This window comes from Streptomyces sp. NPDC127177 (assembly GCF_042672475.1).
In the GTDB taxonomy this organism is placed as follows: domain Bacteria; phylum Actinomycetota; class Actinomycetes; order Streptomycetales; family Streptomycetaceae; genus Streptomyces.
The window spans coordinates 23,451-43,230 of the sequence record NZ_JBHXUW010000025.1; the positions used below are offsets into that span (position 1 = coordinate 23,451).

Consider the following 19,780-nt stretch of genomic DNA (forward strand, 5'->3'; position numbering starts at 1 on the left):
TCGTGCACGCAGCGGCCGTGACGGCGTCCGTGCCCTACCGCGACCGCGACCGTCCTCAGGAGCGGCTCGGGCTCACGCCCCTGTGGCCGTACCACGCCCCCGTGCGCGTACATCGGGGCGAGCGTCGAAATTCACGACCCCCCAACACCCCGGGTCCCGAATACGCGCGCGGCTACAAGCTCGCCATCGCCGCGCGGCTCGCCGGAACCGCCCGCGAAGCCGACGCCGCCGGTTCCGGCCGTCCGTGGTCGAGCGGGATCCGGCCCCTCGACTTCATCCGTCGATGAGCCGTTCCGCGAACACCCCGTAAGGCCGGCGGAAGAGCGACGCGGCCCGGCCCCGAGGCGTCAGCCGAGCTTCTTGAGCAGTTCGTCCGCGAGCGGTGCGGCCGATGCGGGGTTCTGGCCGGTGATCAGATTGCGGTCGACGACCACGTACGGGGCCCATGGCTCGCCCTCCTGGAAGTCGGTCCCGATCTCCACGAGACGGTCCTGGAGCAGCCACTTGGCCTTGTCCGCGAAGCCTGCCTGGCTCTCCTCCTTGTTGGTGAACCCGGTGAGCCGGTAGCCGGCGAAGGCGTTGGTGCCGTCGTCCTTCGTGGCTGCCAGCACCGCGGCGGGGGCGTGGCAGACGATGCCGAGCGGCCGGCCCGACTCCAGTACCCGGGTCAGCAGCCTCCCGGAGTCGGCGTTCACCGCCAGGTCCTCCATCGGCCCGTGTCCGCCGGGGTAGAACACCGCCGCGTAGTCGGCGGGGTCCACGTCCTCCAGCCGCACCGGCCGCTGGAGTTCGGTCATCGATTCGAGGACGCCGGCGACCCGGTCGGCGTTCTCCTGACCGTCGTTGAACTCCGGCGCCAGACTCCCCCGGTCCACGGTCGGGATCACCGCGCCGGGGGTGGCGACGACGATCTCGTACCCGGCTGCCTTGAACCGCTCATAGGGGGCGACGGCCTCCTCCGCCCAGAAGCCGGTCGGGTGCACGGTCCCGTCGGCGAGGGTCCAGTGGTCGGATCCTGTCACCACGAAAAGAATCTTTGCCATGTCACGTCTTCCGTCGTCGTGCCGGCCCCGTGCCGGCGTTCCCGACCGTACGTCCGGGCGCCTGCCGGAACCCGGCAGGTGCCCGTGCGGTGCGCCCGGAAGAGCCCACGGGATGACATGAATGGCGCAGACGGCGGCGACCGTCGCCATGGCTCGGCCGCCGAGTGGAGGGCCGGCTCAGGACGGTGTCCCGGCCTGTGCGCGCAGGGCTCGGCAGAACCAGTCCAGCGCGGGCGCCAGCGGGGCCGGGGCCGGCCAGCCGTTGACCACGGCGAGCAGTTGCAGGTACCGCTCCCGGCGGGGGTCGTTGGCCGTTTCGGCACGGGCCAGCAACAGCCGCCGCAGGTCTTCGTCGTCCGGAGCACCCGAGAGACGCGCGCACGCCGCCGTCACAGCGACGACCACGGCCCCGGCTCGCACGGATGCGGGGTCGACGCCCGCGGCCAGGGCCGGCCCCGCGTGGTCACGGATCACCGCTTCGGGATTGCGGACCGGGACCGGCGAAGCGGCGCGGGAACGGTCCGCCACGTGGAGTTCGGCCGTACGGCGCAGTACGGCACGGAACCCGGGGTCCTGGGACAGCTCGGCCAGCTCCACCCAGGCTTCGGCCTGCTCGGTCCGGGGCTCGGCGGGCAGTTCGGGTGTCATCGACCGCATGACGCCCGCGATGTCGAACGCCGGGTCAAGACCGCCGAGCACCGCGTCGAGGAAGTCATCGGTCAGCCTCCGGCGCTCGTCCTCGGAGAGTCCGGCCAGTCGGTGCATGAATTCCATCTCCTCGGGTGTGGAGCCGCGTCGCGCCACGGCCGTGAGCACCGCACGCCGCAGTTGCAGCACACGGATCTGAACCGCGAGCGCCTCGGCGTGCGCGGCAGCGACCTCCGGCAGCCGGTTCTCCCGCTCCACCACCTCGCGGACCGCCGACAGCCCGACGCCGAGCTCGCGCAGTGTCCGTACCAGGTGCAACCGGGCCACGGCCTCGGGGCCGTAGCGGCGGTATCCGGCCGGGCTGCGGTCGGCCGGCTGCACGATCCCGCGGTCGGACCAGGAGCGGACCGTCTTGACCGACAGGCCGGTCCGCCGCGCCAGTTCACCGATCGGGAGTCGTGAGTCGTCGTTCATGGACCTACCCTCTCGTCTCCCCCCGGGGGAGACTCAAGGGGCGGGAGCGACGGAAGCGGGCCCGCCGGCCGGACCGGGACACCACGCCGGGATATGGAGAGCCATCTCATGCCTGCCCAGCTCATCGACGCGGTGCTCTGCGACATCGACGGTGTCGTCAGGCACTGGCCGGCGTCCGATGCCCTCGAAGACACCCACGGGCTCCCGCGCGGTGCGCTCGCGGCCGCGGCGTTCGCGCCGGCGCGGCTGCTTCCCGCGATCACGGGTGCGGTGACCGACGAGCAGTGGCGGTCCGCCGTCGCGGAGGATCTGGCCGCGGTCTGCGGGTCGGTGGAACGGGCCGGGGCAGCGGTCGCGGCCTGGTCCGATCTCGTCCCGCGCGTCGACCCGGACGTGGTCGCGCTCCTGACCGCGGTCCGGGAGGTGGCGGCGGTGGCGCTGGTATCCAACGCCACCACCCGGCTGGAGTGGGACCTTGACCGGCAGGGCCTGACCGGCCTGGCCGGCACTGTCGTCAACACCGCCCGCATCGGCGTCGCGAAACCGGACCCGCGCGTCTACCGCATCGCGGCCGAGCGCGTCGGGGTCGCGCACGGCCGCTGTCTGTTCGTGGACGACACCGCGCCCAACGTGGAGGCCGCCCGGCGGGAAGGCATGACCGCGCTCCACTTCCGCCGGGCGGAGGACCTGCGTACCGCCCTCGCACCGCTGCTCGACGGTACCGGCTCGCGGGCGGGGCGGCCCTGACGGGTTCGGCCGCCGCGTGGGCCATGGACCGGCGGCCCTCCTGACACCAGGTCAGCCCCTTCCCGGACGCGGCGGTCCCCGGGCCCGCGCGGGGGTGGCCGGTACGGTGGAGTCCGCGCCGCCGCACCGTCCGGCACGGCGGAGCCACGGCGCATTCCTTCCGGGGGCCGGTTGCCCGGAAGGTCCAAGGGCATCGGAGGATCCGTGGCAATCGACATCAACGAGCCGTTCGGCCAGAACTGGACGCACGCGGCGCAGTTCGGCATCGCGTTCGGGCTCTCCTGTGCGATCGGTATCGAGCGCGAGATCCGCCAGAAGGCCGCCGGGCTGCGCACTTACACGATCGTCGGGCTCGGAGCCGCGCTCTTCACCCTGGTCAGCAAATTCGGCTTCTCGGACGTGCTGGTCACCGGGCAGGTCGAGTTGGATCCCTCCCGGGTGGCCGCACAGATCGTCTCCGGCCTCGGGTTCATCGGCGGCGGGGTCATCTTCGTGCACCGCGGTTCGGTCAAGGGGCTGACCACGGCGGCGTCGATCTGGCTGACCGCGGCGGTGGGCTGCGCGGCCGGGGCGGGGCTGCCCGTCCTGGCCACGCTCGCCACCCTCGCCTACTTCCTGGTGTCCTACGGCGTCCGCCCGCTCGCCCACCGGCTGCCGGCGCTGCGCAACGCCTCCACCGGCTACCGGATCACCTACACCGAGGGGGTGGGCGCGCTGCGGGAGCTGGTCAACCACTGCACGGAGGCGGGGTTCGCCATCTCCGAGCTGACCACGCTGGCCTCCGACGGCGAGGGCATGTTCCGGCGGCGTCGCCGGTCGGAGTCCACCGCCTCGGCCGAGCGGACCGTCGAGGTGGCGCTCGTCGTGCAGGGCCGGGGCGACCCGGACGCGTTGATGGCCCGGCTGGCGGGCAGCACCGGGGTGCTGGCGTGCAGCCGGAGCGATCTCGCCGACGAGTGAGCGCGGTGTCTCCGGCGGTCCGGCCGGGGCGACTCCCGCAGGCGCGGGCGCAGGGCCGGCGGGGGCGTCGCCCGGCCGGGTGACCCGGGGTGCGGCACCGCCGCGGGTGTGGGTAAGTGGCAGCGGGCACCGCCGTCCGCAACGCGCGGCAGGGCCCGCCGCACCGCCTCGTCGCCGACGCCATGTCATGGAGCCACCGCATGCCCGACACCTCCGAGGAAGCGGCCGCGGCGCAGCCCGTCGTCGCGCCGCTGACCAGCGCGGCCCTGATCCTGGTCGCCACGATCGAGCCCGGTGGTGAGCCGGTCGTCCGCGAGGTGCTGCCGGATCTGGCGGCCTACGCCCGCTCCATCGGTTTCCGCTTCCCCGGCGCCGGTCTGGTCTGTGTGACCGGGTTCGGTTCCGACGCGTGGGACCGGCTGTTCTCGGGCCCCCGGCCGGCCGCGCTCCACCCCTTCCAGGAGCTGCGCGGCGCCCGTCACCACGCCCCCTCGACCCCGGGCGATCTGCTGTTCCACATCCGGGCCGAGCGGATGGACGTCTGCTACCAGTGGGCCTCCCAGCTGTTCGACCGGCTCGGCGGCGCGGTGCGGATCGTCGACGAGACGCACGGCTTCCGCTACTTCGACCACCGGGATCTGCTGGGCTTCGTCGACGGCACCGAGAACCCGGTGGGTGACGACGCGCGGTCCGCCGCGCTGGTCGGCTCCGAGGATCCGGATTTCGCGGGCGGCAGCTACGTCGTCGTCCAGAAGTACGTGCACGACCTGGCCTCGTGGAACGCGCTGAGCACGGAGGAACAGGAGCGGGTGATCGGCCGGACGAAGCTCACCGACATCGAAATGGCCGACGACGTCAAGCCCGCCGACTCCCATGTCGCGCTGAACACCATCACGGACCCGGACGGAACGGAGCACGACATCCTGCGCGCCAACATGGCGTTCGGCAGCTTCGGGCAGGGCGAGTTCGGTACCTACTTCATCGGGTACGCCGCCGATCCCGGTGTCACCGAGCAGATGCTGCGCAACATGTTCCTCGGCAGTCCCCTCGCCACCCACGACCGCATTCTCGACTTCTCGACCGCGGTCACCGGCACGCTCTTCCACGCCCCCGGCGCCGACTTCCTCGACGCCCCGCCGCCGTCGCCCACGTCCGCCGTGACCGCGGCGCCGCCGGAGCCGACGGTACAGGCCCCGGTTCCGCCGGGCGCCCGTGACGGTTCGCTGCACATCGGCAGCCTGCAAGAAAGCGCCCCGTGATGAACAACCTGCACCGCGCACTCGCGCCTGTCACCCAAGCCGCCTGGGACCAGATCGAGGAGGAGGCGCGTCGCACCTTCAGCCGCCATGTGGCGGGCCGCCGTGTCGTCGACGTGAGCGGGCCCGATGGCCCGCGGCTGGCGGCCGTCGGCGACGGCCACCTCCGCGAGATCGACCCTCCCACCCCCGACGTCCTGGCCCGCGCCCGCACCTCGGTCCCGGTCATCGAGTGGCGGGTGCCGTTCACGGTGACCCGTGCGGCCGTGGACGACGTCGAGCGCGGCTCCGACGACAGCGACTGGCAGCCCGTCAAGGACGCTGCACGGACCTGCGCCTTCGCGGAGGACATGGCGGTGATCGACGGCTACGCGGCGGCCGGGATCACCGGTCTGCGGGACGGTTCGTCGCACACCCCGCTGCCGCTTCCGGCGGACGCCCGGGACTATCCGGCCACGGTCAGCCAGGCACTGACCCAGCTGCGGCTGGCCGGTGTCGACGGGCCGTACCGGCTGCTGCTGGGTGCGGACGCGTTCACGGAGGCGACCGAGACGTCCGACCACGGGTATCCGGTCTCCACCCATCTGGCCCGGCTGCTGGACGACCAGATCCTGTGGGCACCGGCGGTGGCGGGCGGGGTGCTGCTGTCGACCCGGGGCGGCGACTTCGAACTGTGTCTGGGCGAGGATCTGTCGATCGGCTACCAGGACCACGACGCGACGTCGGTCAGCCTGTACTTCCACCAGTCGTTCACCTTCCGGATGCTGACACCGGAGGCCGTGGTCCCGATCATCGCCTGATGCCGGGGCGGGCCGGGGCCTTGAGTCGACCCCGGGATCAGGGACCACGGGGGGGGGAGGCCGGCCGGAGACCGCGGGTCGGCACGGGGTCCGAGACAGCGTGTCGGCCCAGGGCCGGGGACCGCAGGTCGGCCCCGGACCAAAGACCGCGGGTCGGCCTCGGGCCGGGAGATCGTGAGTGGCCCGCAGGCCGTGGGCCACTCGCACCCCTCGCTCGTATGCTCGACTCCCATGACGAGCCGTACGCCCATTCCGCCGGAGCCCACGGTCGCGCTGCGCGAGATCCTGGCCTTCGACGACAGCGGAACACTGCGGCTGCTGCTTGCCCCCGGCGGCCAGGACGTCGAGGTGCGGGCCGTCGCCGTCGGCGACGAGGGGCCCGCGCGGCCGCTCGACGGGTGTCTGGTGCTGGTGGTGGGCGCACCCGCCATGTCGGCCGACGCGGCGGGGCCGGTCCGCGAGGCCGCCCGGCGTGGTGCCTCGGGCGTGGTGCTGCGCGAAGCGGAAGGAGCCGCCGTCGCACCGGAGGTGCTGGCCGCCGCGGAGGAGACGGGCATCGCCCTGCTCACCCGGGCCGAGTGGGCCGACTGGACGGACACCGCGGCTCTGCTGCGCTCCGCACTGGCCTGCGCGCGGGCGGGCGGGGGCGGGCCGACGGCCGAGGAGGGCGGGGCGGAGAGCCTGGCCGCGCTCGCCGCGGCCATCGCCGAGTACACCGGGGGCTCGATCACCATCGAGGACACCCGGTTCCGGGTCCTGGCCCACTCCGCGACAGGACCGGAGGCCGACGGGCTGCGCCGGTCCACCATCCTGGGCGGACGGGTGCCGCAGTGGCGGGTGGCGGAGCTGCGCCGCAGCGGGCTGCTGCGCGCCCTGTGGACATCCCGGGAGGTGATCCACCGCGCAGCGGACGCGGACGGTCCGGAACGCCTGGTCGTCGCCGTCCGCAGCGGTCCCGAGGTCCTCGGCTCCATCTGGGTGGCCGCGGACGGGCGCGCCCTGTCCCCGACGGCGGCGGACGCGCTGCGGCGGGCCGCCGAGGCCGCGGCACCCCATCTGGTGCGGCACCGCCTGCGCGAGAGCGGAGCCGCCCGCCGTACCGAACTCGCCCTGCGGGGACTGCTGTACGGGGAGGGTGATGCCCGCACGCACGCCTGGTCGCTGGGTCTTTCGCCCGATGCGGCGTGCGCGGTCGTGGTGGCCGAACGCGACAGCGGGGCGGCGGCGGGCGACCGTACGCTCGACGTCCTCGCGGTGCAGGCCGTGTCGTACCGTCCCTCGGTTCGCGTGCTGCGCGACGGTGACCGGCTGCTGGTACTGCTGCCGGTGGGCGCGGGCCAGGAAAGGGACGTCCTGGGGCTGGCCCGGGAACTGGCCGGTCTGGCCGCGTCCCTGCCGGGCGGGGTTCCGGTCCGGGCAGGTGCGGGCCCGGTGGCCCCCGGCGCCCTGTCTGCCCGGTCCTCCTGCGAGGAGGCGGCACTGATCGTGCGGGTACTGCGCGAACGCGCCACCCGGGACGGCGAGTCGGAGCGGACGCGGTACGCGGACGCGGCGGGCGTCGGCCCCTCGCTGGACGTCGTACGGGTGCTGGATGTCGTACGGCCGGTGTGGGAGTCGAGCAGCGGTCCCGTGCACGAGCTCGTGCGGGCCGATCTGGCGGCCGACGGCGAACTGGTCCGCTCGCTGGCCGCCTATCTGGACGCGTCGGGTGACGTCGCCCGCGCGGCGACGCGGCTCACCGTTCACCCGAACACGCTCAGGTACCGGCTGCGACGCGCCCGGGAACGGTTCGGCGTGGACCTGGACGACCCCGACACCAGGCTGCTCATCACGCTCGCTGTCCGTCTCACCGGATAGATTTGTCCCCTGTTCGTACGGTCATTGTCCATCCGGCCAAGGGCCTGTGCCGATGTTGTCCTGCCCGACAGAGATCTGCGGGGCCCCCATCACCGACTCTCGCTCCATGAGCCTTCCCTCCACGCCCTCCGCCCTGACCTCCTCCGCGCGTGTCGCGGCCACGGTGCGGCACGCCGTGGCCACCGGTCTGCTCGGAGAGTCGTGCCCGGTCGCCGGATTCGTCGACACGGACGGGGTACGCGATTCGGTCGCCGCGCTCCACGAGGCGTTCGGGCAGGCGCCCGGCGCACCCGGGGTGCTGCACACCTTCGCCGCCAAGGCCGCGTCGCTCGTGCCGGTGCTGCGGCTGCTCGCCGAGTGCGGCATGGGGTGCGAGGTGGCGAGCCCCGGTGAGCTGCGGATCGCGCTCGACGCCGGCTTCGCGCCTTCGAAGATCGTCCTGGACTCCCCCGCCAAGACGCGTGAGGAGATCCGCCGCGCCCTCGCGCTCGGCGTGGCGCTCAATGCCGACAACCTCGACGAGGTGGACCGGATCGCCGCGCTCCGGCCGTCCAATTCGGTGTCCGCCATCGGGCTCCGGGTCAACCCGCAGGTCGGCGGCGGGTCCATCGGGGCGATGAGCACGGCCACCGCCACCTCCAAGTTCGGCGTGGCGCTGCGCGATCCCGGCGCGCGCGAGCGGACCGTCGAGGCCTTCGCCGCACACCCCTGGCTGACCCGGCTGCACGCCCATGTCGGTTCGCAGGGCTGTTCGCTGGAGCTGATCGCGGACGGTATCGCGCAGACGTACCGGCTGGCCGAGGGGATCAACGTACGGCTCGGCACACGGCAGATCACCGGCCTCGACATCGGCGGCGGCCTGCCGGTCAATTTCGCCGACGACTCGGTCCGGCCGAGTTTCGCCGCGTATGTGGCCGCGCTGCGCGAGGCGGTCCCCGGGCTCTTCGACGGCGGGTACGAGCTGGTCACCGAGTTCGGCCGGTCCCTGCTGGCCAAGAACGGCTTCATCGGCGCACTGGTCGAGTACACGAAGGACGCCGGCGGCCGCCGTATCGCGCTCACCCACGCGGGCGCCCAGACCGCCACCCGGACCGTCTTCATGCCGGACGCCTGGCCGCTGCGGATCGGCGCGTTCGACGCCGAGGGGCGCGCCAAGGCGGGACCGTCCCTCGTCCAGGACATCGCGGGGCCATGCTGCTTCGCAGGGGACGTCGTCGCCCACGCACGGGAGCTGCCGGAGCTTCGCCCCGGCGACTACGTCGTGCTGTACGACACCGGCGCGTACTACTTCTCCACTCCCTGGTCGTACAACAGCCTGCCGCGGCCCGCGGTGTACGGGTTCCGGACGGCGGAAGTGAACGGGGAGGACGGCTCGACGGTCCTCTTCGCGCCGGTGCGCGACGCGCAGTCGCTGGAGTCGATCTCGGCGGAGAGCGGACTGGCGCACGCCGACGCCCTGCTGGACCTCCACCTCTGACTCACCCCCGCCCTCGCACGCCTCCTCATACCTGTGCCCCGGGGACTCCGCCCCGGGGCATATTTAATAGCCATGGACATAGTATTCATGTACTGTATCGCCATGGACGACACACCTGAGGGTCCGACACCCGGCTTCCTGGTCTGGCGGCTTTCGATGAAATGGCGGGTGGCCATCGACAGGTCGCTGGCGCCCCTTGGGCTGACACACGCGCAGTACTCACTGCTGGCATCTCTTCTCGGGATGCGGCAGTTGGGGCTGCGGCCGAGCCAGCGCGGCCTCGCCGACCACACCGGGCTCGAACCCCTCTACATCTCCAAGCTCGCACGCGGCCTGGAGACCGCAGGACTCGTGGAGCGCGCCCCCGACCCCTCGGACACCAGGGCGGTCCAGCTGTCACTGACGGACGAGGGACGCGCGGTGACGGGCCGGGCGGTCCAAGTGGTGCACCGGCTGCTCGACGGCATGCTCGCACCCCTCGGCGGCCTGAGCGGCCCGGACGCGGCGGCGTTCACCGACACGCTGACGGCGCTGCTCGACGTGCCGGTCCCCGCGGCCACCGACCCTTCCACCAAGGAGTAACCATGTCCGTCGCACCCGCGCCAGCGGTCAACGGCCAGGTCATCGGCCAGGCCCACTACGCCACGCGCGCCGTCCTGGAACACCTGCTCGTGGCCACCGGCACGACCTTCCACCAGTGCGTGGCGCTGAACGCCACAGCGGACGCCGGCGGGACCGTCGAACGCCGCCGGCTGGCCGACCGGTTGGCCGCCACGCTGAAGATCGAGTCATCGTCAGCGGAGTCGACACTGTCCGAGCTGGTCACCGCCGGTCTGCTGGCCGAGCTGCCGGGCGACGAACCGCGGGTGACGATGACGGATTCGGGCGGGGAACTGCAGCGCAGGACCCGGGCCGGCACCGCCGCCATCACCGCCCGGCTCTACGCGGACCTGCCCGCCGAAGACCTGGCCACGGCCGGCCGGGTACTGACCGTGGTCACCGCACGGGCCAACGCCGTACTGGCCGAGGGCTGAGGCGGGAACGACTGCCGGTCGGCGGCCCCGCGGGGCCGCCGTCGGGACGCATGCCGTCAGACCGGCGAGGGCTCCGGCTCCGGCGGCGGCACCGGATCGGGGTCCGGCGCGGGCGGCTGCGGGATCGGATCGGGCGTCGGACCCGGCGGAGTCGGCGTGGGCGGCGTCGGACCCGGCCCCGGCGGCACGGGGGTCGGCTCCGGCAGCGGCCGGGGCGGCCCCGGAACCGGCCCGGGCGTGGGCGTGGGCGGTACGGGGTCGGGGAACGGATGGGTCATCTCGGGCCTCCGAACGGTCGGGGTGGATCTCCTCCACCGTCTCCCGGAGCGGCTGCCCGCGCCCGGCGAGTCCATACGTACGGGCTACGGATGATCCGCCCGACCCGGTGAGCAGGCCGCGGCCGCGGCGGCGCCCAGCCCCGGACGCGGACTGGAGAGGACCGGGACGCGGGTGGCCGTGCGGGTGACGGCGTCGGCCATGGATGCCTGGGCCAGCACGATCACGTCGGCGTCGGTCACCGCGTCGGCCGCGGCGGCCACCAGATCCAGATAACCGTCACGGTCCCCGGCCTCGAACCGCTCCCAGGCACCGTCCACCAGGACGGTGCGCACCGCGGCAGGATGCCGGCCCGCCCTGTCCGCCTCCTCGGCGAGCAGCGCGAGAGTCGGCTCGATGGTGGCGGTGAGTGCCGCGATGACGGTCACCCGCCGGGCGCGGGCAGCGGCGGCCGCCATCGGGCGGTCGACCCGCAGCACCGGGACGCCGAGCGCCGCCCCGGCCGACTCGGCGACCCCGCCGATCGTCGAACAGGTACAGAGCACCGCGGTCGCGCCCTCGGCCACGGCGGCGGCGAGCAGCGCCTCGACATCGCCCGTCACCGACTCCGGCCCGCTCGCCCCGGCCCGGTCGAGCAGTTCCTCGTGCACGAGGTGGCGCAGCACGAGCGCCGGATGGTCCGCGTCGCGCAGGGCGTCGAAGACCGGGACGTGGACCGAGGATGTGTGCAGCAGCGCGAGGGTCACCGGCGGAACGGTACCGGCCCCGCCGCCGACGCCGGAAGCCAGGTGTCAGTGCAGCTCGGGGCGGGACTCGAGCTGTTCCTTTGCGCGTTGCACAAGCTCGTCCGGGGCTGCCGGAGCCTCGTCGGGGTGGCGCGACGCCCACTTCGCCGCGTACGGGCAGAGCGGGACGACCGGCACGCCCTCGCGAGCCGCCATGGCGTAGAACTCCCGGACCAGGGAGTCCCCGATGCCCTTGCCCTCGTGCCCCGGTTCGACGACGGTGTGCACCGCGACGAGTGCGGCGGGCGTCCCGTCCATGACGAAGTACACGATGACCCCGGCGGCCGTGCCGTCCTCGTACGCGAGCAGCTTGCCCGCTGCCCGGTCGTCACGGATCTCGGGCCCGGTCTCCGCGGACTGCTCTGCCATGGCGGGTGCTCCCTCGGTCGTTCGGGTCGCTTCAGCGCGCCGCGGGCACGGCGTGCGGACTGCGCGCGGTGTCGGTGCCCGGCACGGGCGCGGAGGCGTCGGCGCCGAGTGCGACGATCCGGTTTCCCGCGTCGACATGGACGATACGCGGAACGAGGGCGCGCGCCTCCGCGTCGTCGACCTGTGCATAGCTGATCAGGATGACCAGGTCGCCGGGGTGGACGAGGTGGGCGGCCGCGCCGTTGATCCCGATGACCCCGGAGCCGCGTTCGCCCTCGATGACGTACGTCTCCAGCCGGGCGCCGTTGTCGATGTCGACGATGTGCACGAGCTCGCCGGGCAGCAGGTCCGCGGCCTCCATCAGCTCGGCGTCCACGGTGACGGAGCCGACGTAGTGCAGATCGGCCTGGGTCACGGTGGCCCGGTGAATCTTCGACTTGAACATGGTGCGCATCATCGAGACACTCCTGGACATAGGCTCCCTGCCTGCATTTTTGCAGGTCAAGTGCGGTTCCCCTACCTTACAATGAGTCGCATGTTCGGTCAGCTTTCGCAGGGTTTTTGAGGACTGATGCTGACCAATTGCTGACTTCCCTGACCTGTCAGGCATTGCGGGAGAGCTTCGCCGGCCCTCCTGGACTTCACCGCGACGACTACACAAGCCTACGTAGCAGCGTCGAAGAGTGTCCGTGATCACCGTCACTCTGGCGGTCTGGGCCGAGGTCAAGAGCGAGGGCGGTCACCGGGGTCCGGGCTGCACACCACCTTGGGCCAGCCGACCCAGCCCCCTGAACACCCCCTCAAGGAGGAGGCACCAATGGTTCAACAGGAATCCGAGGGGCCGAAGCGGCGCGGCAACATAGCCGCGGATCGCCGGTTAGCCAAACCGGCGATCCTCATGACCATGGCTATAGCTCGTCCGGTGACTCCTGGCGGTGGCACAGGGCGGGCGTCAAGGACGTTTGGAATTCGGCCAGAGCAGAGCGCGATTCTATGCCGCGATCGGGCTCAGGCCAGTCTCAAGGAGCCATCTTGCCCGTGGAGCCACAGCCGCACTCCGACGAGACCCGCACCGATATCAACTCGTCGGGCAGGCGCCGCAACGTCGAGCCCGTCCTTATGGACACTTCCGAGGTCGCCACGATGCTCAACATGTCCACGAGCTGGGTCTACAAGGAGGCATCGAAACTGGGCTTGAAGGGCTACAAGCCCGGCCGAGGCAGGAACGCCAAGGTGCTGTACAAGAAGGCCGAGATCTTCAAGTGGCTGGACAAGCAGAAGATCCATTAACGCATGGCTCCGCGAGGTCAACGAGTTTCGCTCACCTGCACCAGCATCCATTCGTCCACCGCGGATCACCTGTGCGAGATCTCCCCTGCCCGGTTCGGGTGCGGGGCGTCCTCTCGGAGGTGGTGCATCCACCGTGATGTTCACAGTCGATGCGCCGCAGTGCGGGCGCCCTGGCTCAAGGACCGCGACGCACTCCACGTGATGCGTCATCGAAAAGATGTCGGCCTGAGTACGTGATGAAAAAGCCCAGGTCAGAGACCATTTCTCAGCTCGCCGTCCTGCGTGTGGCGGCATCGAGCGTCATGGCCAACAGTCCATTCCTCCTCGAGACGGAACGGGTTTCCACGGTTAGGCCCCCTGCACGAGCCCTCGGATCATTGATCGCCAGGGCATTGGTGGACTACCACCTCGCGAGGACAAGGACACCGGCATCATCACCCCTACGGGATCCAAGCGAAGGCGATATTGGAAGCCTTGCGGAACGCGGAGAGCGACGGCCGCCCGCCCGCGAAGATGGACACGGCTCACCGCATCCAGGGGTCCCGCAAAACCGGCGCGGTCGGGGACCGATAGGTCTTGCCCTGGCGACAGCGCGCGCCTCTTGCCGCCGGGCCAACCAGCACGCGGGCACTAGGGAATCCGCGAGTCCGCGGTGCACGCCCGCCAATCAACTGCCGCATGAGGGGCAATACGTAGCCGCCCTCCGGAAGGGTTCGCGGATACGTAGTGGGCGAGCACCAAGCAGGCGGGTTGGATCAGGGCCGATGAAGCGCGACGCAGCCTAGTGGCGGTACAGATTGGCTACTCCGCTGCGCATCCACACATCGTATCCCTGAGTCCGGTGGACTCCGACGATCCGATCCAGATGCTCCTCGAACGCCAGCTCGACCTGGCCCAGCCCCGTACAGGAACGCATCAGGGCTCCGTCTGCGCGCGGAGTAAGGCGCACGCACCCGATCCCGGGATTCCGCGCATTGCTTGCCCGGGACAGAGCAGCTTCGGAGAAACCACCCGCGGCGTAGAGCACTCCGCGGTCACAGCCGACGTCGAGCAGTTTGCCGACGAACTCGTCAATGGTCCCGATGCTTACCGGCCGCTTGTATCGCTTGGCTTCGATAGCAATCGTGATGTCTTGGCCGACAACCTGCCCGCGCACCAAGGCGTCGAGTTGTCGCGTGGCCCCGCTGACCAAGGCGGTGACGTGGGCGTCCGGTTCAACGGTGGCGCCTGAATCGAGGCTCTCGACGAGTTCGGCGACCTCTTGCTCGAAGTGCTGCCACGGCCCCTGCTTCTTCCCTCGAACCTGACCGCGCTGGCTCCCCGCTCCCTGTCGAATCACCGCCGCATGTTAGCCCGATCTTCGGTATTCTTCTGAGGAGTTGCCCCGCTCAGGCCATTTCAGGCTGCCCTTGCACTCTCGCAACGGACCGCGTGACGCTCAGGCGTTCAGTACGAGCAGTGAGCGTTTTCAGAGTGGCCACTGATCGGGTGACGGGGCAGTGTGGGTCCGGGTGCGCAACGGACAGGGGCCCCGTGCCGTTGAGAGAGGTGTTCGACGTCTCAACTCAGCAGCACAGGAGCCATGTTGGTTCCATGTCCTGCCGTACTCGACCTGCCTCACGCCCTGGTCGAGTGGGTCACGATGCTCATCGTCACCCGGGAAGGTGACCGCCGGTGCAAGCTTCCGCCGCACCGGCGGGCGCTGATCGCACTGGTGTACCTGCGCCGCCACGAAGCGCTGGCCCGTATCGCCGCGGCCTTCGGGATATCCGTCGGCACCGCCCATGCCTACGTCACCGCGGTCACTGGCCTGCTCGCCGAGCAGGCACCCGGCCTGCTGAAGACGCTGCGCGCACACGATCCGGAGTTCGTTCTCCTGGACGGCACGCTCGCCGAGTGCGACCGCGTCAGTGACGGCAGGGCCGACTACTCGTCGAAACACAAGCGGCACGGGGCGAACGGGCAGGTCGTCACAGATCCCGGCGGGGAGATCCTCTGGCTGTCGCCGGCGCTGCCGGGCCGGACCCACGACCTGACTGCCGCCCGCACCCACCAGATCCTTCGAATCTGTGAACGCCAGGGCACCCCCATCCTCGCCGGCACGGCCTATATCGGTGCCGGCGGCTGGGTCACCACCGCTAGGCGGCGAACTCACCACCACCGAACAGACCGCGAACCGGGCCCTGTCCGCAGCCCGTGCACCCGTCGAACGAGGCATGGCGCGACTGAAGTCCTGGCAGCTCTTCCGCAGATCCCGCATCAGCCCCAACCGCATGAGCGTCATCGCCAGAGCCGTCCTCACCCTGGAGCGGCAACGCTGAAAACGCTCACTGTGCTCCTGTCGGCGGCTGGCGGCCTGGACGGTGGCGGGGGGTACGCCCACACCTCATCAGCGAATCAGGTTGGTTGCCTGAGATCTGCACGTCAAGCGCTTTGCCACATTGTGTAGTCGCGAGGGGACTGAGAGGGGTTGAACTCCCGCCGGGCGGAACGGCGCTGACCGCGATGGGTGCGGCTCCTTCGAGGGAAAGTCGTTGATCAGGAGCCGAGTTGGGAGTGGTGATGGGCGGGGGTAGGTGCGCGGGTGTAGTGGTAGGCGAGCTAGGGGTCGAGGTCGCTGTTGGCGTGGACGGCGTGGAGCCTGAGGACGGCTTCGGCGCCGGTGAGGCCCCAGCGGGCACCGGTGATATCGAGACGGTCGCCGATCAAGGGCTTGCAGGCTCCCTCGACCGAGCCAGTCGCGATCGGCCAGCCTTTCTCCAGTCTGGTGTCGATGCTGTCCTGCTTCGCGCCGGTGAGTCCTTCTTCTGCGGCCCTGGCGGCCATCTCGTCGGTGACGCGGGCTGCATGTCCGTGCAGGATCGCAGTGAGTTTTTCGTGCTGGTTTTCGCAAACCGGACATCACATGGTTGCAACGAAGTCCTGAGCTGGGCATGGACATGGTTGCCAGGGCGGTCAACCGGATGTGAAGATCCTCTTCGCACAAATGGTCTATCGATGGAGATGTGATGAAGAGCATCCGCTTCAAGAAGAAGGCAGCCGCCTTCGCTACGTCCTTCGCAGCTGTGGTGGCCGTGATGGCGACCGCCGGCCCGGCTCATGCGGCAGAGTTCAAGGTCACCGACAACTGCAAGGTCCCGTGGATCACTTGCTCGTACGGTGATCTGTGGCTGCTCTACAACACGAAGAAATTTGCAGTCGAGAACGGCTATATCAAGTCGGCGTACGCGACTTTCTATAGCAACGTGTCCGACCACTCAGGGACGAGCCAGTACCAGGGAACCTCATTGTCGACCTACCGGTACGTCTTCGGTAACGGCGGAAATGGCAACGGGGGGTACGTGAAGAATAATGCCGGGTCTGTACGGAACTGCGCCCGAGATGATAACTACCGCGTGTACTACAACTCCGGATACGGCGGCACGTCTCAGTATTTCGCGAAGAACGGGCCCTACGGAGACTGCCCCGTCACCGACCTGATCTCCGCCCTGCACGACAACAACGCATCCTCCCACTTCGGTTAAGAAGGATCCCCCGTGAAGCACACCAAGCGGATAGCCACCACAGTAGCCCTGACCGCTTCGGCCTTGCTGGTCAGTGCCTGTTCCTCCGGCACAACTTCGGACACCACGAAGATCGCGGCCGACGGCAAACCGATTGTGAACAAGAGTAACTGGCCCGAGAAGATCCCCACGAGTGGCCTGACCAAGAACCTGACCCTTCCGCTGGAGGAGTACATGGCCTCCTACGAGGATCAGGTCGCCATTGAGCAGGCTGCCACCGATCTCCAGCAGTCCTGCATGAAGGAGTACGGCATCGAGCTGACGTTGCCACGAGCGGGCGCCAACCCCCCTCCCAGCGACAACGATGCCAACATCGAACGCCGTTATGGCATCACCAATCGAGCCGAAGCGCAGAAGTACGGCTACGAGCTCGCCCCTACGCTGCGGGAGCACACCAAGCAGCCCCTGCGTGATCTATCCGGTGTCGAGGTCGAGGTCCTAACCGGCCACACCAAGCCCCAACCGCTCAAGGCCCCCGAGGGAACCAAGGCGGGAGTGACGTCCAGCGGCCCCGGCCAGAGCACCAAGCCCGCTCGGGCAGAGCACGATGGGAAGAAGCTGAAGACGGGCGGCTGCATTGGCTGGTCCAGGGACCAACTCGGCGTGCAGGGAGCCGACCCGATCGCCGTGGCGCAGCTCGCCGGGGACAGCCTGACGCAGTCGATGCAGGACACCAAGGTCATAAAGGCCATCGGTGCGTGGTCTTCGTGTATGGACGGCAAGGGGCATGCGGGACTTGCCGATCCGTACAAGGCGATGGACCAGGGCGTCACGAACGACGGGGACCCGTCGCAGGAGTCCATCGTCCTGGCGGTTGACGACATCGACTGCAAGACGCAGTCAGATCTGATCAAGGTCTGGTCCGATGTGGAGACCGCGATCCAGAACAAGCAGATCGCCGACAACAAGAGCCGACTGACCGGGATCAAATCGCAGCACGGCAAGGAAGTCACTGCCGCGCGCAAGCAGATGGCTGCCTCCTCCCAGTGACCGGACTTCGCATGGTCAACGCGATGTGTCTGCTGGCGGCGTGTGTGCTTGTCACCGGGTGTACGGACGACGCTGCTGACCCGGCCCCCGCATCACCGAAGCCGGCGACTTCAAGTGTGGAGCAGAGCAGTCTGCCATTGCGTCCCTCGCCTGTGGCATCGGTGCACTCCGAAGGCCGTAGCCGCGTCCTGGAGTACGGAGATCTAGTCGTGCGTGCCACGCCGGAAAGCGGCGGTGTCCGGACCGAGATCGAGGTATCCAATACCTACGAACGGAACGCAACGTACTCGGTCAAGATCAGCATCGCTGACGGTAAGGGCTGGACCGCGTATAACCAATTCTGGCTTCAGGACGTCCCTTCGGGCGAAACCGGGCGTGATGACGCGATGATCGGCTCCAAGGACATGGGACCCGTTCCTCAGGTTCCGAAGATTTACGTCGACGACTTCAACCCCATCATCGATCAGAAGTAGAAAAGGAAAAAACTTACTGTGCTTGTAAGAGAGAGGAAGCACACGGTGGTGATATCGGCAGCGACAGCGGTTCTCGCCTCATCGCTGGCCACCTCCGCGCAGGCCCAGGGGCCGAAGGCCCCCGACCATGCCGTTCAGGGCGGCAAGAGCCTGCCGAAGCAACCGAGCAAACCCCACGCAGTCGGGAAAAGGGACCGGGCCTCCGTACTGGGCAAGGCTTCGGCGTAGTCGTTTGACGTCCGGTTCGTGTCGTTCTGGCGACCGGATGATGAGGGTGTGAGACGGGAGCAGGCGCGGCCTCCAAGATCATGGAGTTCTTTACGCCCCGTGATCCGGCTGGAAGACCGTGCTTGCCTGCGTATCATCGCCGATCCCGGCGGCCCTTGACCAACATCGTGATCACCCCGAAGCCCGAGACGGGGAGTTCGCCAGTCTGCTGGAGTGGCTGGCCGAGGTGCCCGACCCGCGCGATCCGCGCGGAGTGCGCCACCGGCTGACCGTCGTCCTCGTCCTCGACGCCTGCGCCGTCCTGTCCGGGGCGACATCGCTGCTGGCAGTAGGTGAGTGGATCGCCGACGCCCGCCGTTCGTATGGTCCGCTGGCCAGCCTGTATCCGGCTTGGAGAACTTCCCGCATCACGCCGGTGGAGGCGCTGCACCGCTGAGCGTACGGAGCTCGCCCAGCATGCGCAACGCACGTGGACCACCTCACGTCACGTAGAGAAGGAAAGCCCATGCACGTCCTCAGGCGAACGGCCGTCGCCCTCACTGTCATGCTCACGGCCATCTCGCTCGGTGCCTGCTCCTCGTCCGGATCGGCCTCCAACTCGGCGAAGGACAGGGCCCCTATCGACCAAACCAACTGGCCTGCGGAGGTGCCCACTTCTGGACTGGTCAAGGGCCTGGAGCTGCCACTTGAGTCCTACCTGCCCTCCTACGCGGATCAGGTCGCCGTCGACACCGCGCTGCGCACCCTGCAGACGCGATGTATGTCTGAGTACGGGCTGACCATCGATCTGCCGCGTCCCGGCGCGAACCCGCCGCCCCACAGTAACGCCGTCTCGATCGAGCGGCGCTACGGTCTCAGCGACCGCGCACAAGCACAGAAGTACGGGTACGGGCTGCCGAAGGAGCTGACCCGGAGCCTCGAATCCGTCGAGGACGGACTTTCAGGCATCGAGGTGGAGGTCCTGACCGGGCGGAAGAAGCCCGAGTTCGCCCCGCCCAAGGGCGCCAAGGACAGCGACGGCCATTTCGGCAGGGCCCCGGAGCCCGCGCGCGCCGAGCACAACGGAAAGAAGCTGCACGAGGGCGGCTGCGCCGGCTGGTCGAAGCGGCGGCTCAAGGTGAACGAGGAGGATGCGGGCTTTGTCTCCGGGCTCGCCTCGACAAGCCTCTCCGAGTCCCGACCGCTGAAGCCGGTCGAGAAGGCTCTCCAGAGCTGGTCGGCCTGCATGAAGGACAAGGGCCGTAAGGCCGCCGATCCGTACCGGGCGATGGAGCAGGGCTACGCCGACGGCGATGGCACCACCAAGAACGCGATCGAGCTCGCGCTGGACGACATCGACTGCAAGGAGCAGACCCGTCTGATCGAGGTCTGGTTCAAGAAGGATTCGGCCGTCCAGAAGCGGCTGATCGAGGAGAACAAGAACCAACTTGCCGCCATCAAGGAGCGCATGGGCGAGGCCCTTGCGGCTGCGAAGGCAGTCAAGTGATCAGAGGAGGAGCACAGTTGAGAC

21 protein-coding genes and 2 pseudogenes are annotated in these 19,780 nt (G+C 69.6%); 16 read left to right on the forward strand and 7 right to left on the reverse strand.

Features of this window, described 5'->3' with window-relative positions; translation table 11 throughout:
- Nucleotides 1–347: 347 nt before the first annotated feature.
- Both ACFVJX_RS17360 and ACFVJX_RS17365 read right to left on the reverse strand, forming a co-directional pair.
- The gene (locus ACFVJX_RS17360) at nt 348–1,043 is read right to left on the reverse strand and encodes a type 1 glutamine amidotransferase domain-containing protein (RefSeq protein ID WP_384122507.1); all 696 of its coding nucleotides are present in this window, start codon (nt 1,041–1,043) and stop codon (nt 348–350) included.
- Between the two features lie 177 nt (nt 1,044–1,220).
- On the reverse strand, nt 1,221–2,165 hold the full coding sequence (locus ACFVJX_RS17365; RefSeq protein ID WP_384122509.1) for a MerR family transcriptional regulator: 945 nt from the start codon (nt 2,163–2,165) through the stop codon (nt 1,221–1,223).
- 108 nt (nt 2,166–2,273) lie between these two features.
- Here ACFVJX_RS17365 and ACFVJX_RS17370 point away from each other — a divergent pair, with 108 nt between their 5' ends.
- The 8 genes from ACFVJX_RS17370 (at nt 2,274) to ACFVJX_RS17405 (ending at nt 10,296) form a co-directional block, all read left to right on the forward strand.
- Entirely contained in the window at nt 2,274–2,912 is a 639-nt protein-coding gene (locus ACFVJX_RS17370) for an HAD-IA family hydrolase (protein ID WP_384122511.1), read from the forward strand.
- 204 nt (nt 2,913–3,116) lie between these two features.
- Entirely contained in the window at nt 3,117–3,872 is a 756-nt protein-coding gene (locus ACFVJX_RS17375) for an MgtC/SapB family protein (protein WP_384122513.1), read from the forward strand.
- 200 nt (nt 3,873–4,072) lie between these two features.
- On the forward strand, nt 4,073–5,131 hold the full coding sequence (locus ACFVJX_RS17380; RefSeq protein ID WP_384122515.1) for a Dyp-type peroxidase: 1,059 nt from the start codon (nt 4,073–4,075) through the stop codon (nt 5,129–5,131).
- Nucleotides 5,131–5,928, forward strand: coding sequence for a family 1 encapsulin nanocompartment shell protein (locus ACFVJX_RS17385; protein ID WP_384122517.1), 798 nt, complete (start codon nt 5,131–5,133; stop codon nt 5,926–5,928). Before ACFVJX_RS17380 ends, ACFVJX_RS17385 begins: the two co-directional genes overlap by 1 nt.
- Before the next feature lie 231 nt (nt 5,929–6,159).
- Entirely contained in the window at nt 6,160–7,785 is a 1,626-nt protein-coding gene (locus ACFVJX_RS17390) for a PucR family transcriptional regulator (protein WP_384122520.1), read from the forward strand.
- Nucleotides 7,786–7,891: 106 nt separating this feature from the next.
- A complete protein-coding gene (locus tag ACFVJX_RS17395; RefSeq protein ID WP_384122522.1) occupies nt 7,892–9,262 on the forward strand; it encodes a diaminopimelate decarboxylase in 1,371 nt (456 codons plus the stop codon).
- Nucleotides 9,263–9,364: 102 nt separating this feature from the next.
- Complete coding sequence (locus ACFVJX_RS17400; protein WP_384122525.1) at nt 9,365–9,844, forward strand: MarR family winged helix-turn-helix transcriptional regulator; 480 nt, start codon at nt 9,365–9,367, stop codon at nt 9,842–9,844.
- 2 nt (nt 9,845–9,846) lie between these two features.
- Nucleotides 9,847–10,296 (forward strand): hypothetical protein, encoded by a 450-nt coding sequence (locus ACFVJX_RS17405; RefSeq protein WP_384122527.1) that lies wholly within the window; start codon nt 9,847–9,849, stop codon nt 10,294–10,296.
- A gap of 362 nt (nt 10,297–10,658) precedes the next feature.
- Here ACFVJX_RS17405 and ACFVJX_RS17410 read toward each other — a convergent pair whose 3' ends face one another.
- The 3 genes from ACFVJX_RS17410 to panD are packed head-to-tail and all read right to left on the reverse strand — an operon-like array spanning nt 10,659 to nt 12,183.
- Nucleotides 10,659–11,318: an aspartate/glutamate racemase family protein gene (locus ACFVJX_RS17410; RefSeq protein WP_384122529.1), complete on the reverse strand. Its 660-nt coding sequence runs from the start codon at nt 11,316–11,318 to the stop codon at nt 10,659–10,661.
- Between the two features lie 45 nt (nt 11,319–11,363).
- Nucleotides 11,364–11,726 carry a GNAT family N-acetyltransferase gene (locus tag ACFVJX_RS17415; RefSeq protein ID WP_384122532.1) on the reverse strand — a complete coding sequence of 121 codons (363 nt, stop codon included), beginning with the start codon at nt 11,724–11,726 and terminating at the stop codon, nt 11,364–11,366.
- A gap of 31 nt (nt 11,727–11,757) precedes the next feature.
- A complete protein-coding gene (panD, locus tag ACFVJX_RS17420) occupies nt 11,758–12,183 on the reverse strand; it encodes an aspartate 1-decarboxylase (RefSeq protein ID WP_384122618.1) in 426 nt (141 codons plus the stop codon).
- 581 nt (nt 12,184–12,764) lie between these two features.
- Here panD and ACFVJX_RS17425 point away from each other — a divergent pair.
- On the forward strand, nt 12,765–13,016 hold the full coding sequence (locus tag ACFVJX_RS17425; protein ID WP_384122621.1) for a helix-turn-helix domain-containing protein: 252 nt from the start codon (nt 12,765–12,767) through the stop codon (nt 13,014–13,016).
- 781 nt (nt 13,017–13,797) lie between these two features.
- Here ACFVJX_RS17425 and ACFVJX_RS17430 read toward each other — a convergent pair.
- Nucleotides 13,798–14,355, reverse strand: a complete 558-nt coding sequence (locus ACFVJX_RS17430) for a restriction endonuclease (RefSeq protein ID WP_384122534.1) — start codon at nt 14,353–14,355, stop codon at nt 13,798–13,800.
- Between the two features lie 246 nt (nt 14,356–14,601).
- Between ACFVJX_RS17430 and ACFVJX_RS17435 the strand changes: the two are divergent.
- Nucleotides 14,602–15,337, forward strand: a pseudogene (locus ACFVJX_RS17435) (transposase family protein).
- Nucleotides 15,338–15,623: 286 nt separating this feature from the next.
- Here ACFVJX_RS17435 and ACFVJX_RS17440 read toward each other — a convergent pair.
- Nucleotides 15,624–15,779, reverse strand: a pseudogene (locus ACFVJX_RS17440) (ISKra4 family transposase); the annotation flags it as partial.
- A 245-nt stretch (nt 15,780–16,024) separates the two neighbouring features.
- On the opposite strand from ACFVJX_RS17440, the gene ACFVJX_RS17445 reads away from it, so the two are divergent.
- From ACFVJX_RS17445 to ACFVJX_RS17470, 6 genes are all read left to right on the forward strand, one after another.
- Entirely contained in the window at nt 16,025–16,540 is a 516-nt protein-coding gene (locus ACFVJX_RS17445) for a hypothetical protein (protein ID WP_384122536.1), read from the forward strand.
- Nucleotides 16,541–16,552: 12 nt separating this feature from the next.
- Complete coding sequence (locus ACFVJX_RS17450; protein ID WP_384122538.1) at nt 16,553–17,569, forward strand: hypothetical protein; 1,017 nt, start codon at nt 16,553–16,555, stop codon at nt 17,567–17,569.
- A gap of 209 nt (nt 17,570–17,778) precedes the next feature.
- Nucleotides 17,779–18,042 (forward strand): hypothetical protein, encoded by a 264-nt coding sequence (locus ACFVJX_RS17455; protein WP_384122540.1) that lies wholly within the window; start codon nt 17,779–17,781, stop codon nt 18,040–18,042.
- A 45-nt stretch (nt 18,043–18,087) separates the two neighbouring features.
- Nucleotides 18,088–18,270 carry a hypothetical protein gene (locus ACFVJX_RS17460; RefSeq protein ID WP_384122542.1) on the forward strand — a complete coding sequence of 61 codons (183 nt, stop codon included), beginning with the start codon at nt 18,088–18,090 and terminating at the stop codon, nt 18,268–18,270.
- Nucleotides 18,271–18,388: 118 nt separating this feature from the next.
- Entirely contained in the window at nt 18,389–18,706 is a 318-nt protein-coding gene (locus tag ACFVJX_RS17465) for a transposase family protein (protein ID WP_384122544.1), read from the forward strand.
- Between the two features lie 69 nt (nt 18,707–18,775).
- Nucleotides 18,776–19,756, forward strand: a complete 981-nt coding sequence (locus ACFVJX_RS17470) for a hypothetical protein (protein WP_384122546.1) — start codon at nt 18,776–18,778, stop codon at nt 19,754–19,756.
- The last annotated feature ends 24 nt before the right edge of the window (nt 19,757–19,780 follow it).

Excerpts from the sequence above, each read along its gene's own strand:
- ACFVJX_RS17405 (WP_384122527.1), top strand. The coding sequence starts at position 9,847 with ATGTCCGTCGCACCCGCGCCAGCGGTCAACGGCCAGGTCATCGGCCAG.
- ACFVJX_RS17395 (WP_384122522.1), top strand. The coding sequence starts at position 7,892 with ATGAGCCTTCCCTCCACGCCCTCCGCCCTGACCTCCTCCGCGCGTGTC.
- ACFVJX_RS17360 (WP_384122507.1), bottom strand. The coding sequence starts at position 1,043 with ATGGCAAAGATTCTTTTCGTGGTGACAGGATCCGACCACTGGACCCTC.
- ACFVJX_RS17415 (WP_384122532.1), bottom strand. The coding sequence starts at position 11,726 with ATGGCAGAGCAGTCCGCGGAGACCGGGCCCGAGATCCGTGACGACCGG.
- ACFVJX_RS17400 (WP_384122525.1), top strand. The coding sequence starts at position 9,365 with ATGGACGACACACCTGAGGGTCCGACACCCGGCTTCCTGGTCTGGCGG.
- ACFVJX_RS17365 (WP_384122509.1), bottom strand. The coding sequence starts at position 2,165 with ATGAACGACGACTCACGACTCCCGATCGGTGAACTGGCGCGGCGGACC.
- ACFVJX_RS17380 (WP_384122515.1), top strand. The coding sequence starts at position 4,073 with ATGCCCGACACCTCCGAGGAAGCGGCCGCGGCGCAGCCCGTCGTCGCG.
- ACFVJX_RS17370 (WP_384122511.1), top strand. The coding sequence starts at position 2,274 with ATGCCTGCCCAGCTCATCGACGCGGTGCTCTGCGACATCGACGGTGTC.
- ACFVJX_RS17470 (WP_384122546.1), top strand. The coding sequence starts at position 18,776 with ATGCACGTCCTCAGGCGAACGGCCGTCGCCCTCACTGTCATGCTCACG.
- ACFVJX_RS17390 (WP_384122520.1), top strand. The coding sequence starts at position 6,160 with ATGACGAGCCGTACGCCCATTCCGCCGGAGCCCACGGTCGCGCTGCGC.
- ACFVJX_RS17385 (WP_384122517.1), top strand. The coding sequence starts at position 5,131 with ATGAACAACCTGCACCGCGCACTCGCGCCTGTCACCCAAGCCGCCTGG.
- ACFVJX_RS17445 (WP_384122536.1), top strand. The coding sequence starts at position 16,025 with ATGAAGAGCATCCGCTTCAAGAAGAAGGCAGCCGCCTTCGCTACGTCC.
- panD (WP_384122618.1), bottom strand. The coding sequence starts at position 12,183 with ATGATGCGCACCATGTTCAAGTCGAAGATTCACCGGGCCACCGTGACC.